The following is a 12,535-nucleotide window of genomic DNA, read 5'->3' on the forward strand; positions in this document are numbered from 1 at the left end:
CAGATCACCGTGGCCACGGGAGTACCGGTCTACTTCTGCGACCCGCACTCGCCCTGGCAGCGCGGATCGAACGAGAACACCAACGGCCTGCTGCGGCAGTACTTCCCCAAAGGCACCGACCTGTCCGTCCACAGCCCAGAAGACCTCGAACACGTCGCCCAGCAACTCAACCGCCGACCACGCAAAACGCTCGGCTGGAGAACACCAGCCGAGCGCCTGCGTGATCTACTGACGACCACGTAAGCCATCAGGTGTTGCGAGGACCCCGAGAATCTGCCTATCGCCGGGCTCTTTCCGGTCCGCTACGGGCCGCGAAACTCGGGAACGCGGGAACGCAGAATCAGCCGGAGATGACCCTGACCTCGCCGATGCCCAGCCCCCGCACCGGCGCGGCGATCTTCTCCGCGTCGCCGACGAGCACGGTGACGAGCCGGTCCGTGGGGAACGCGCCCAGCACCGCCGCCGTGGCCTCCACCGTGCCGGTGTCGGCGAGCCGGGCGTACTGCCGGGCCTGGTAGTCGTCCGGGAGCTGCTGCTCGACCTGGTCGGCCAGCGTGCCGGCGACCGCGGCGGACGTCTCGTACCGCAGCGGGGCCACACCGACCAGGAAGTCCGCCGCCGCGTCCCGCTCGGCGTCGGTCAGCCCGTCGGCCAGCGAGCGCAGCACCTGCCAGGTGTCCGCCAGCGCCGGACCGGTCACGTCGGTCTCCACCGAGCCGCCGATGGCCAGCAGCGCGGCGCCGGTGCCGTCGGCCGGCGAGCGCAGCGGCTGGGCGGAGGCGCGGACGCCGTAGGTGTAGCCCTTCTCCTCGCGCAGCACGACGTCCAGGCGGGAGGTGAGGGTGCCGCCGAGGCAGTACGTGCCGAGGATCTGGGCGGGCCAGACGGCGTCGTGCCGGTCGGCGCCGACGCGGCCGACGAGCAGTTGCGTCTGCACCGCGCCCGGGCGGTCGACGATGACGACCCGGCCGGTGTCGTCGGCGGCCACCGGCGGCAGCGGGCGGGCCTCGGCGGGAGCGCCGGTCCAGGCACCCAGGGTGCCGGCCAGCGCGTCGGCGACGTCGGCGCCGGTCAGGTCGCCGACCACAACAACGGTGGCGGTGGCGGGCCGGACGTGCGCGTCGTAGAAGGCCCGTACGGACGCGGCGTCGATGCGCGCGACGGACTCCTCCGTGCCCCAGCGGGGGCGGGAGAGCCGGTCGCCGGCGTCGAACAGCTCGGCGTACAGCGCCATCGCGGCACGCCGCCCGGGGTTGGCCAGCTCGTGCGGGATCTCGTCGAGCCGGTTGGCGACCAGCCGCTCGATCTCGTCGTCCGGGAAGGCGGGCGCGCGCAGCGCGTCGGCGAGCAGCGTCAGGCCGCGGCGCAGCCGGGAGGCGGGGACCTCCAGGGAGACGCGGACGCCGGGGTGGTCGGCGTGCGCGTCCATGGTGGCGCCGCAGCGCTCCAGCTCGGCGGCGAACTCCTCGGCGGTGTGGGTGTCCGTGCCCTCGGAGAACGCCCGCGCCATGATCATGGCGACGCCGTCCAGACCCGCTGGCTCGGCGTCCAGCGGCGCGGCCAGGCACACCTCGACGGCGACGACCTGCTGGCCGGGGCGGTGGCAGGTGAGCACCGTGAGCCCGTTGGCGAGGGTGGCGCGGTCCGGGGCCGGGAACGCCCAGGGCCGCGCCTCGCCGCCCTGCGGGCGGGGGTGGAAGCTCATGGTCGTGCTGGTCGTCTCGGCGGTCACGCCTGAACCTCGTCTTCCTCGGTGCCCGCGGCGCCGGTGGTGTCGTCGGCATCGGCGTCGGCCGGCGCCGTGGGCTCGTACACGAGAGCCGCGCGGTTCTCCGGGATCAGCCGCGCCTTGGCGACGGCCTGCACCTCCGCGGCGGTGACGCCGAGGATCCGCTCGACCGCGCCGAGCGCGAGCTTCGGGTCGCCGAAGAGCACGGCGAAGCGGCAGAACTCGTCCGCCCGGCCGCCGACGGTCGCCAGCCGGTCCAGCCACTCGCGCTCCAACTGCGCCTGCGCCCGCTCCATCTCCTCGGAGGTGGGCCCCTGTTCGGCGAAGCGGGCCAGCTCCTCGTCGACGGCGGTCTCGATGGCGGGCACCTCGACGCCGCCGGACGCCTTGACGTCCAGCCAGCCGAGCGACGGCGCGCCGGCGAGCCGCAGCATCCCGAAGCCGGCCGCGACGGCGAGCCGGTCGCGGCGCACCAGGCGGTTGTAGAGCCGCGAGGACTCGCCGCCGCCGAGGATGGTCAGGGCCAGGTCCGCGGCGTCGGCCTCGCGGGTGCCGTCCTCGGGCAGCCGGTACGAGGCCATCAGCGCCCGCGACGGCACCTCTTCGGCGAGCGGCACGCGCCGCGCGCCGCCGAGGGTGTCGGGCAGCGAGCCGTCGCGCGGGGGCTGCTTGCCCTCGTGCGCGGGGATGGTGCCGAAGTACTTCTCCACCCAGGCCAGCGTCTGCGCGGGGTCGATGTCGCCGACGACGGAGAGCACCGCGTTGCTCGGCGAGTAGTACGTGCGGAAGAACGCCTGGCAGTCCGCGAGCGAGGTCGCGTCCAGGTCGGCCATCGAGCCGATCGGCGTGTGGTGGTACGGGTGTCCCTCGGGGTACGTCAGCGAGGCGAGCTTCTCGAACGCCGTGCCGTACGGGACGTTGTCGTACCGCTGCCGGCGCTCGTTCTTCACCACGTCGCGCTGGTTGTCCAGGCTCTCCTGGGTCAGCGCCGTGAGCAGCGAGCCCATCCGGTCGGCCTCCAGCCACAGCGCCAGTTCGAGCTGGTGGGCCGGCATGGTCTCGAAGTAGTTGGTGCGCTCGAAGCTGGTGGTGCCGTTGAGCGAGCCGCCGGCGGACTGCACCAGTTCGAAGTGGCCGTTGCCGGAGACCTGGGCCGAGCCCTGGAACATGAGGTGCTCGAAGAGGTGGGCCAGGCCGGTGCGGCCGGCCACCTCGTGGCGTGAGCCCACGTCGTACCAGATGCACACCGAGGCGACGGGCGTGAGAGGGTCCTCGGAGAGGATGACCCGCAGCCCGTTGTCCAGGCGGTGTTCTTCCAGTGTCAGTCCGCCTGAGTTGGCCTGCGGGGTGGCCGTCTGACCCATGGGCATGGAGTCCCTTCGATCGCTGCTGTACGCGGGACACCGGACATCCGGTGTCGCGCCCCCACTGTATGCCGGGGGCAGTGCGCCGGGTCGTGGTCGGCGTTGTCGGCGCGTGGGTCCACAATGGGGGCGCACGCCGACCGCCCGTGAACGAGCCCGTAACCAGTCGATGAGGAGCAGCAGCCGAGATGGCCCGCCGCAGAAGCAGTGCCCCGCCGCCAGAGGAGTTCGAAGAGCGGATCCTCGACGTCGACGTCGTGGACGAGATGCAGGGCTCCTTCCTCGAGTACGCGTACTCGGTCATCTACTCCCGCGCGCTCCCCGACGCCCGCGACGGCCTGAAACCCGTACACCGCCGCATCCTGCACCAGATGAACGAGATGGGCCTGCGCCCCGAGCGGTCGTACGTCAAGTGCGCGCGCGTCGTCGGCGAGGTGATGGGCCGGCTGCACCCGCACGGCGACACCGCCATCTACGACGCGCTGGTGCGCATGGCGCAGCCGTTCTCGATGCGCCTGCCGCTGGTCGACGGCCACGGCAACTTCGGCTCCCTCGGCAACGACGACCCGCCCGCGGCCATGCGCTACACCGAGTGCCGCCCCGCGCCCGCCGCGACGCTCATGGTGGAGTCGATCGACGAGGACACCGTCGACTTCGCCCCCAACTACGACGGCAGCGAGCAGGAGCCCGTCGCGCTGCCGTCCGCGTTTCCGAACCTGCTGGTGAACGGCGCTTCCGGGATCGCGGTCGGGATGGCGACCAACATGCCGCCGCACAATCTCGGCGAGGTCATCGCCGCCGCGCGGCACCTCATCCGGCACCCGGGCGCCGACCTGGAGACCCTGATGCGGTACGTGCCGGGCCCCGATCTGCCCACCGGGGGCCGGGTCGTCGGCCTCGACGGCATCCGGGACGCGTACGAGACGGGCCGCGGCAGCTTCAAGATCCGCGCCACCGCGACGGTGGAGCAGGTCTCCGCGCGCCGCAAGGGCATCGTGGTCACCGAGCTGCCCTTCACCGTCGGCCCGGAGAAGATCAGGGCGAAGGTCAAGGACCTCATCGGGGCGAAGCGGCTGCAGGGCATCGCCGACCTGAAGGACCTCACCGACCGCGAGCACGGCCTGCGGCTGGTCTTCGAGGTGAAGAACGGCTTCAACCCGGAGGCCGTGCTGGAGCAGTTGTACAAGCTGACGCCGATGGAGGAGACCTTCGGCATCAACAACGTCGCGCTCGTCGACGGCCAGCCGCTCACGCTGGGCCTGAAGGAGCTGCTTGAGGTCTTCCTCGACCACCGCTTCACGGTGGTGCGGCGGCGCAGCGAGTTCCGGCGCACCAAGCGCCGCGACCGGCTCCACCTGGTGGAGGGCCTGCTCGTCGCGCTGCTCGACATCGACGAGGTCATCCGCATCATCCGCGGCAGTGAGAACGCCGCGCAGGCCAAGGAGCGGCTGATCGCCCACTTCTCGCTCTCCGAGACCCAGACGCAGTACATCCTGGACACGCCGCTGCGCCGGCTGACGAAGTTCGACCGGCTGGAGCTGGAGGCGGAGCGGGACCGGCTGACGGCGGAGATCGCCGAGCTGACGCGGATCCTGGAGTCGGACGCGGAGCTGCGCAAGCTGGTGTCCGGGGAGCTGTCGGCGGTGGCGAAGAAGTACGGCACCGAGCGCCGCACGGTGCTGCTGGAGGCCGGCGGGGAGCCGGCGGCGGCGGTGCCGCTGGAGATGTCCGACGACCCGTGCCGGGTGCTGATGTCGTCCACGGGGCTGCTGGCCCGTACCGCCAACGGCGATCCCTTCGGCGAACCGGCACCGGCGAAGCGCGTCAAGCACGACGTGATCGTCTCCGCCGTGCCGACGACGTCGCGGGCGCACATCGGGGCGGTGACGTCGCAGGGGCGGCTGCTGCGGGTGTCGGTGATCGACCTGCCGGTGCTGCCGGAGACCGCGGCCCGGCCCAGCCTGGCGGGCGGCGCGGCTCTCTCGGAGTTCCTGACGCTGGCGGACGACGAGCAGGTCATCTGCCTCACGACGCTCGACGAGTCCTCGCCGGGGCTGGCGCTGGGCACGGAGCAGGGCGTGGTGAAGCGCGTCGTGCCGGACTACCCGGCGAACAAGGAGGAGTTGGAGGTCATCTCGCTCAAGGACGGCGACCGGATCGTCGGCGCGGCGGAGCTGCGCACCGGCGAGGAGGACCTCGTGTTCGTCACCAGCGACGCGCAGTTGCTGCGCTACCAGGCGGGACAGGTACGGCCGCAGGGGCGGCCGGCGGGCGGCATGGCGGGCGTGAAGCTGGGCGCGGGGGCGAAGGTCGTCGCGTTCCACGTGGTCGATCCGGCGGCGGACGCGGCGGTGCTGACGGTCGCGGGCTCCACGGGGGCGCTGGACGGGGCGTGGGTGCAGACGGCGAAGCTGACCCCGTTCGACCAGTTCCCGCGGAAGGGGCGGGCCACGGGCGGCGTGCGCTGCCAGCGGTTCCTGAAGGGCGAGGACTGCCTGACGTTCGCCTGGGCGGGGCCGGTGCCGGCCCGCGCGGCGGGGCGCACGGGCGGCCCGGTGGAGCTGCCGGAGCCGGACCCGCGCCGGGACGGTTCGGGGACGCCGCTGGCGAAGCAGGTGACGGCTGTCGCGGGTCCGGTGTAGGCCCGGGGCGTCGTACGAGACAGGGCGCCGCGGGGTCCGGGGCGTCGGGGCGGCGTGATCTATTCGCTGGACCCGGAGACCGCCGGCTGCCAGCGTGGGGCCATGAGGACTCCGACCGTCACCGACGCCCTGCTCGCCCGCCGGCTGATCCGCGACGTGCTGCCGCCCACCCCGCTGTGGTCGTACCCCGCGCTGGACCGGGGCTCGGCCGCGGCCCTGCTGGTCAAGCACGAGAACACCCAGCCGACGGGCGCGTTCAAGGTACGCGGCGGCCTCGCCCTGCTCGCGTCGATGAGCGACGCGGAGCGCGCCCGCGGCATCGTGGGCTACTCCACAGGCAACCACGCCCAGTCGCTCGCCTACGCCGCGGCCCGGCACGGCGCGCCGTGCACGATCGTGATGCCGGAGCGCCCCAACCCGGGCAAGGCGCGCGCCGTCACCGCCCTGGGCGCGGAGCTGGTCGAGCACGGCGCGACCTTCGACGAAGCCCGCCCGTACGCCGCGCGGTTGGCCGCCGAGCGGGGCGCCCGGCTGGTCAGCGCCGCGGACGAGCCTGAGATCATCGCCGGGGTGGCCACCGCGTACCTGGAGCTGTTCGAGCAGGCGCCGGACCTGGACACGGTGATCGTTCCGGTCGGCGGCGGCAGCGGTGCCGCCGCCGCGTGCCTGGTGGCGGCGGCCGTCGCCCCCGGCTGCCGGGTCGTCGCGGTGCAGTCCGCGGCCTCCCCGGCAGCGTACGAGTCGTGGCGCGCGGACCGCATCGTCGAACGGCCCAACCGCACCCGCGTGGAGGGCCTGGCCACCGGCACCGGATTCGCACTGCCGCAGGCGCTGATGCGCGCCGGGCTCGCGGACTTCCTCCTCGTCGAGGACGAGGCGATCGCCCTCGCCCAGGCCGGCCTGATGCGCGACGCGCACACGCTGGCAGAGGGCGCGGGCGCCGCGGCGCTCGCGGCGCTGTACACGCACCCGGACGCCTTCGCGGGACAGCGCGTCGCGGTCGTGTGCACGGGAGGCAACGCCCAGGAAGCGGAGATCGCCAGGGCGGTTCACCTGAAGGTGTGAAAGGCCGGGAATGCCCCGTCTGCGATCTCCCCCCGTTGCCAGTTTGGTGAGCCGGCAAGCCCGCCGAACGAGGGGAGCACCCCGGTGAACACGACCCAGGAGCCCGAGGGGGCCCCGCCAGCCCTGCCCCACGATCCGTGGTCCGGCCTGCCGGACTGGTCCGGCAGGCCGGACGTGTCGCCCTGGCCGGCCCGGTCGGCACCGACCGACCGGAGGGAGCAGTTCTACGCGCCCGCCGCCCCGGCCCCCGGCTGGGGCTGGGACGGGTGGGACGCGGAGCCCGACCCGCCCGCGCCGCCACCGCCCCGGGCCGCCGAGACCGGCGAGACCGGTGAGAGGGGCGAGACCGGTGACGACGTGTACCTCGCCGTCCACGCCGGCCCCGAGTTCCAGCGCGTACGCGGCCGGTACCGCCGGTTCGTCGTGCCGGCCGTGCTCGTGTTCCTCGCCTGGTACCTGGCCTACGTCGTCACGGCCACCGCCGCCCCCGGCCTGATGGGCCGCCAGGTCGCCGGCCCGGTCAACGCCGCGCTGCTCGCCGCCCTCGGCCAGTTCGCGACGACGTTCCTGCTCACCTGGGCGTACGCCCGGCACGCCCGGCTGCGCCGCGACCCCGCCGCGTTCGACCTGCGCTGGGACGTCGCCATGCGGACCCGCCGCGCGGCGGGCTGCCCGGACGACCGGGGCCGGGCCGGCACCCGCGGGAACCAGCGGCGGGAGCCGGGCCGGTGACCGGGGAGCACCAGAAGCTCGCGCTGCTGCTGTTCTGCGCGTTCGTGGCGCTGACGCTGGCCATCACGCTGTGGGCCGGCCGGCGGCGGCACGGCTCGCCGGAGGAGTTCTACGCCGGCGGCCGGCTGTTCACCCCCATGGAGAACGGTTTCGCCATCTCCGGTGACTACCTGTCCGGCGCCTCCTTCCTCGGCATCTCGGGCTTTATCGCGCTCTACGGCTACGACGGCGTGCTGTACTCCGTCGGCTTCCTCGTCGCCTGGCTCGTCCGGGCGCTGACCGGGGCGGGGGCCGCGTAGCGTCCTGGACGCCGGGGGCGCTCTCCCCCGACGCGTCCTCGGCTACGGGCGCGGGCGCGGCGTCCCCGCGGCCATGTGCGTCTGAGCCACCGGCGCGGCGCCGCAGCTCGCCGGCGTGGCCACCGCGGCGGCGCGCGGGGAGACGGGCACGTCCCAGGCGCGCCCGTCGCGGTGCGCAAGGGTCACCTGCCAGTCGTCGCCGTCGCGTTCGGTGCGTACGACGGCGAGGTCGTCGGCGCCGTACGCGCCGGTCAGCCGGCGCACCGCCAGCTCCGCCGCCTGCCCGGGGCGCTCCCAGGTGGAGCGCCCGCGGCAGCCGTCGGGGACGACCAGCCCGGAGGCGAGCGACTCGACTATCTCCTTGACGGCGTGCGGGGTCATGCGGCCGTAGGCGTAGCCGTGCGGGAGTACCAGCAGCGTGGGCGAGAAGCGGTGGCCGCCGATGTGGGTGATCTCCCAGGTCTCGGTGGCCGCGGCGGCGTGCAGGGCGGCGGCGAGGGGCCGGCCGAGCAGCGCGCAGCAGCGGTCGCGCCGGCCGTTGGTGCAGACGAACACGAGCGGCAGCGGACCCCGGGGCTCCCCGGGCCCCCAGGGCGCGGGGGGCGGACCGGCGCGGTAGGGGCCGGCGCCGAGGGCGGCGTCGAAGCCGTCGTGCTCGCCGCGGCCGAGGGCGGCGAAGTCGAGGTCGAGGAGGTGCGCGGGGTCGCCTGCGTCGGCGGCGTGGATCCAGATGCCGCCGGGGGCGGTGTGGGCGGCGAGGACGCGGCGGCTGGCGGGGCGGTGGACGTCGGCGTGCCGGCCGGGCCGGCGGATGAGCGCGACGCGCACACCGGTGCCCGCCGCGCGCTCCTCCAGGGCACGGCCGACCTCGGGATCGAGATGGCTCTGGGTCAGCGCCGCGTTCCCCCACGGGCCGGTCTGCTCGACGAGCAGCCAGGTCGCCGCGACGGCCGCGGTCCCGGCGAGCGGTTCGGCCAGCTCTCCGGAGGCGGTCGCGCACGTACTCACGAAGGTGAGCCTAACCGTTGTTCAACCTCCCGTCCCGCGGGGCCCGTCCGTCCCGGTGGCACTCCGGTCTCCCGCGGGCCCCGTGGAGCCGCCGCCCGCCGCGTACGCTCACTGCCCTGACGTACCGTGGCCGCGGGCCGGACCGTCCAGACCGGGCCCCACCCGCCGCAAGTAGTTTGCGTTTCTTGCGCTAATCTTGCGTCCATGACTCGACGACTTGCTGAGGTTGCCAAGAAGGTGGGGGTCTCCGAGGCCACCGTCAGCCGCGTGCTGAACGGAAAGCCCGGCGTGTCGGAGGCGACCCGGCAGGCCGTGCTGTCGGCCCTCGACGTGCTCGGCTACGAACGGCCCACGCAACTGCGCGGCGAGCGCGCCCGGCTGGTCGGCCTGGTGCTGCCCGAGCTGCAGAACCCGATCTTCCCCGCGCTGGGCGAGGTGGTCGGCGGCGCACTGGCCCAGCTCGGCCTGACCCCGGTGCTGTGCACCCAGACCAAGAACGGCGTCTCCGAGGCCGCGTACGTCGACCTGCTGCTGCAACAGCAGGTCTCCGGCGTGGTGTTCGCCGGCGGCCAGTACGCGCAGTCCGCCGCGCCGCACGAGCACTACCGCAGGCTGGCCGAGCGCCGCATCCCGGTGGTGCTGATCAACGCCGCCATCGAGGACCTGGGCTTCCCCAGCGTCTCCTGCGACGACGCGGTGGCCGTCGAGCAGGCGTGGCGCCACCTGGCGTCGCTCGGGCACCGCCGCATCGGGATGGTGCTGGGCCCCGCGGACCACGTGCCCTCGGCCCGCAAGCTCGCCGCCGCCGGGGAACTGGCGCGGGAGACGGGCCTGGAGCTGCCGGCGTCGCGGGTGGCGCGGGCGCAGTACTCACTGGAGAGCGGGCAGGCCGCCGCGGCGCGGATGCTGGCGGACGGCGTGACGGGCTTCGTGTGCGCCAGCGACCCGCTCGCGCTCGGGGTGATCAGGGCGGTGCGGCGGCGCGGTCTTGACGTGCCGGGGGACGTGTCGGTGGTGGGGTACGACGACTCGGCGTTCATGAACTGCACGGCGCCGCCGCTGACGACCGTGCGCCAGCCGATCGAGTCGATGGGCCGGGCCGCGGTCGAGCTGCTGTCGGCGCAGATCGGCGGCGCCCCGGTGGCCGCCGACGAGCTGCTGTTCGAGCCCGAGTTGGTGGTGCGCGGCTCCACCGGCCCGGCGCAGTGAAGGATCTCCATTCCTTAGTCTCTTTCTTGCAATCTCTGCGCGATATCTTGCGGAGTCCTGTCGACGGTGGTTGAGTGTGCGCGCCACGGCGGCGTGCAGCCGTGGCTTCCCGCTCCTGCCCAGAGGGGTCACCGAGATGAGACGAACCGGGTTCCGCCGTACCAGCGCCGCCCTCGCCGTCAGCGCCACCCTGGCGCTCGTCGCCGCCTGCGGCACCTCCAGCTCCGCCGAGGACGAGGACGACGCGGCCGAGCCGGCCGACGCCGCCGCCCCGCTGGACCCGGAGACCGAGGTCACCCTGACGATCGACTGCATGCCGCCGGCGGCCGAGAAGGCCGAGCTGAAGGAGTGGAACGAAGACCTAGCGGCCTTCCGGAAGAAGTACCCGAACGTCACGGTCGAGGGGAAGCAGACCGACCCCTGCCTGGAGCCGCCCCGGTTCACGGCCATGCTCAAGGCCAGGTCCCAACCGGACGCCTTCTACACGTACTTCACCGACCTGCAGCAGGTGCTGGACAACGACGGCGCCGCGGACATCACCGCGTACGTCAGCGAGGAGACCGTACCGGCGCTCGCGGACATCGACCCGCAGGTCCTCGACGTGCTCAAGCAGGACGGCAAGCTCTACGGGCTGCCCACCAGCAACTACACCATGGGCCTGCTGATCAACCGCAAGCTCTTCGAGGAGGCCGGCCTCGACCCCGACAAGCCCCCGACGTCCTGGGACGGGGTCCGTACCGCCGCCAAGGCCATCGCCGGCCTCGGCGACGGCATCAGCGGCTTCGGCGAGTACAGCGCCGGCAACAACGGCGGCTGGCACTTCACCGCCGCCATGTACGGCCTCGGCGGCGACATCGTCTCCGCGGACGGCACCGAGGCGGCGTTCAACGACGCGACGGGCGCCGAGTACGTCGAGAACCTCCACGCGATGCGCTGGGAGGACGACAGCATGGGCAGGACCCAGCTGCTCAAGTGGGGCGACCTGCAGAAGCAGATGGCGTCCGGCAAGCTCGGCATGTTCCTCGCCGCGCCCGACGACATCACGTACATGGTCCAGCAACTGGGCGGCGACTACGCCGACTACGGCATGGGCCCGATGCCCGGCGGCGAGGCGACCCTCTTCGGCGGCAACGACTACATGATCAAGAAGGGCAGCTCACCCGACCAGATCAAGGCCGCCATCGCCTGGCTGAACTTCAAGTTCCTCACCCCCGGCGAGGGCCAGTTCGCGTGGGAGCGTACGAAGGCGGACGGGCTGCCCGTCGGGCTGCCGCAGCCGGACTTCTGGAAGGGCCAGAGCAAGCAGCAGGACGACAAGCTGCGCGCCGCGCACTCCACGATGCCGGTCGAGAACTTCCAGCCGTTCCGTGACAACCCCGTCCCGGGCCGCGCCGAGCCGCCCAAGGCCCAGGAGATCTACAAGGTCCTGGACACGGTGATGTCCGGCGTGCTCACCAACGAGGACGCCGACCCGGCCGGCCTGCTCGACACCGCCGAGGACCAGGTCAACCAGGTCCTCGAGAACCAGTAGCCATGGCGGCGCCCACCCTGTCCCGGCCGGCCGCCCGGTCCGCCGGGCGGCCCGCCGGCCGGCGGCGCGCCGGCCGCGAGGACTTCGGCCGCGCGCTGCGCCGCAACCTGACCGCCCACGGCTTCCTCCTCGGCGCCGTGCTCTGCTTCGGTCTCTTCTCCTGGTATCCGATGGTCAGGGAGTTCATCCTGGCCTTCCAGAAGAACGAGGACGGCGAGACCGTCTGGGCAGGCTGGTCGAACCTCAGCTACATCGTGAACGACCCCGCCTTCTGGGAGGCGTGGCGCAACACGTTCCTCTTCACCGGCCTCGCGCTGCTCCTCGGCTTCGCCGTGCCGTTCGCGGTCGCGATCGTGCTGAACGAACTCCGGCACGGCCGCGCGTACCTGCGGATCCTGGTGTACCTGCCGGTGATGCTGCCGCCGGTCGCCTCGGTGCTGCTCTTCAAGTACTTCTACGACCCGGGCCACGGGCTCTTCAACCGCATCCTGGAGACCTTCGGCCTGCCCGCGCAGGACTGGCTGCAGTCGGCCGACACCGCGATGCTGTCCGTCGTCATCGCCGCCACCTGGATGAACATGGGCGCCGCCACGCTGATCTACCTGGCCGCGCTGCAGGGCATCCCCGGCGAGCTGTACGAGGCCGCGGAGCTGGACGGCGCCGGGCTGTTCCGCAAGATCTGGCACGTCACCGTCCCGCAGACCCGGCTCATCCTGTCGCTGATGCTGCTGATGCAGATCATCGCCACGATGCAGGTCTTCGTGGAGCCGTTCCTGCTCACCGGCGGCGCCGGCCCGGAGAACTCGACGCTCACCGTCGTCCAGCTCATCTACCAGTACGCCTTCACCTTCAACAACTACGGCAGCGCCGCCGCCCTCGGGCTCGTGCTGATGGTGCTGCTGGCCGCCTTCTCGGCCGCGTTCGTCCGCATCGACCGCAGCAGCGAAGACTGAAGC

10 protein-coding genes and 1 pseudogene are annotated in these 12,535 nt (G+C 73.1%); 8 read left to right on the forward strand and 3 right to left on the reverse strand.

Annotated elements, in window-relative coordinates:
• A partial coding sequence (locus tag B124_RS14860; protein WP_496503299.1) for an IS30 family transposase occupies positions 1 to 243 on the forward strand: 243 nt, incomplete at its 5' end.
• Between the two features lie 97 nt (positions 244 to 340).
• Here the strand turns inward: B124_RS14860 and B124_RS14865 are convergent.
• Both B124_RS14865 and B124_RS14870 read right to left on the reverse strand, forming a co-directional pair.
• Positions 341 to 1,705: a M16 family metallopeptidase gene (locus B124_RS14865; RefSeq protein ID WP_496503385.1), complete on the reverse strand. Its 1,365-nt coding sequence runs from the start codon at positions 1,703 to 1,705 to the stop codon at positions 341 to 343.
• A gap of 23 nt (positions 1,706 to 1,728) precedes the next feature.
• The gene (locus B124_RS14870) at positions 1,729 to 3,093 is read right to left on the reverse strand and encodes a M16 family metallopeptidase (RefSeq protein ID WP_496503300.1); all 1,365 of its coding nucleotides are present in this window, start codon (positions 3,091 to 3,093) and stop codon (positions 1,729 to 1,731) included.
• Between the two features lie 188 nt (positions 3,094 to 3,281).
• Here B124_RS14870 and B124_RS14875 point away from each other — a divergent pair, with 188 nt between their 5' ends.
• The 4 genes and pseudogenes from B124_RS14875 to B124_RS14890 all read left to right on the forward strand — a co-directional run.
• Positions 3,282 to 5,735: a DNA gyrase/topoisomerase IV subunit A gene (locus tag B124_RS14875; RefSeq protein WP_496503301.1), complete on the forward strand. Its 2,454-nt coding sequence runs from the start codon at positions 3,282 to 3,284 to the stop codon at positions 5,733 to 5,735.
• Between the two features lie 102 nt (positions 5,736 to 5,837).
• The gene (locus B124_RS14880) at positions 5,838 to 6,800 is read left to right on the forward strand and encodes a threonine ammonia-lyase (RefSeq protein WP_496503302.1); all 963 of its coding nucleotides are present in this window, start codon (positions 5,838 to 5,840) and stop codon (positions 6,798 to 6,800) included.
• Positions 6,801 to 6,884: 84 nt separating this feature from the next.
• Complete coding sequence (locus tag B124_RS14885; RefSeq protein WP_496503303.1) at positions 6,885 to 7,532, forward strand: DUF485 domain-containing protein; 648 nt, start codon at positions 6,885 to 6,887, stop codon at positions 7,530 to 7,532.
• Positions 7,529 to 7,801 (forward strand): annotated as a pseudogene (locus B124_RS14890) (sodium:solute symporter family transporter); the annotation flags it as partial. The gene B124_RS14885 and the pseudogene B124_RS14890, both read left to right, overlap by 4 nt.
• 72 nt (positions 7,802 to 7,873) lie before the next feature.
• Here the strand turns inward: B124_RS14890 and B124_RS14895 are convergent.
• Positions 7,874 to 8,839, reverse strand: coding sequence for a ferredoxin family protein (locus B124_RS14895; RefSeq protein WP_496503304.1), 966 nt, complete (start codon positions 8,837 to 8,839; stop codon positions 7,874 to 7,876).
• Between the two features lie 204 nt (positions 8,840 to 9,043).
• On the opposite strand from B124_RS14895, the gene B124_RS14900 reads away from it, so the two are divergent.
• The 3 genes from B124_RS14900 to B124_RS14910 all read left to right on the forward strand — a co-directional run bounded on the left by B124_RS14900 (position 9,044) and on the right by B124_RS14910 (position 12,532).
• The gene (locus B124_RS14900) at positions 9,044 to 10,048 is read left to right on the forward strand and encodes a LacI family DNA-binding transcriptional regulator (protein WP_496503305.1); all 1,005 of its coding nucleotides are present in this window, start codon (positions 9,044 to 9,046) and stop codon (positions 10,046 to 10,048) included.
• A gap of 136 nt (positions 10,049 to 10,184) precedes the next feature.
• Entirely contained in the window at positions 10,185 to 11,579 is a 1,395-nt protein-coding gene (locus B124_RS14905; protein WP_496503306.1) for an ABC transporter substrate-binding protein, read from the forward strand.
• A gap of 2 nt (positions 11,580 to 11,581) precedes the next feature.
• Positions 11,582 to 12,532, forward strand: coding sequence for a carbohydrate ABC transporter permease (locus B124_RS14910; RefSeq protein ID WP_496503307.1), 951 nt, complete (start codon positions 11,582 to 11,584; stop codon positions 12,530 to 12,532).
• Positions 12,533 to 12,535 lie beyond the last annotated feature (3 nt).

This window comes from Streptomyces sp. CNP082, from assembly GCF_059570535.1.

Coding starts and splice junctions, on each gene's coding strand:
- B124_RS14870 (WP_496503300.1), bottom strand. CDS start 3,093: ATGGGTCAGACGGCCACCCCGCAGGCCAACTCAGGCGGACTGACACTG.
- B124_RS14875 (WP_496503301.1), top strand. CDS start 3,282: ATGGCCCGCCGCAGAAGCAGTGCCCCGCCGCCAGAGGAGTTCGAAGAG.
- B124_RS14910 (WP_496503307.1), top strand. CDS start 11,582: ATGGCGGCGCCCACCCTGTCCCGGCCGGCCGCCCGGTCCGCCGGGCGG.
- B124_RS14900 (WP_496503305.1), top strand. CDS start 9,044: ATGACTCGACGACTTGCTGAGGTTGCCAAGAAGGTGGGGGTCTCCGAG.
- B124_RS14880 (WP_496503302.1), top strand. CDS start 5,838: ATGAGGACTCCGACCGTCACCGACGCCCTGCTCGCCCGCCGGCTGATC.
- B124_RS14905 (WP_496503306.1), top strand. CDS start 10,185: ATGAGACGAACCGGGTTCCGCCGTACCAGCGCCGCCCTCGCCGTCAGC.
- B124_RS14865 (WP_496503385.1), bottom strand. CDS start 1,705: ATGAGCTTCCACCCCCGCCCGCAGGGCGGCGAGGCGCGGCCCTGGGCG.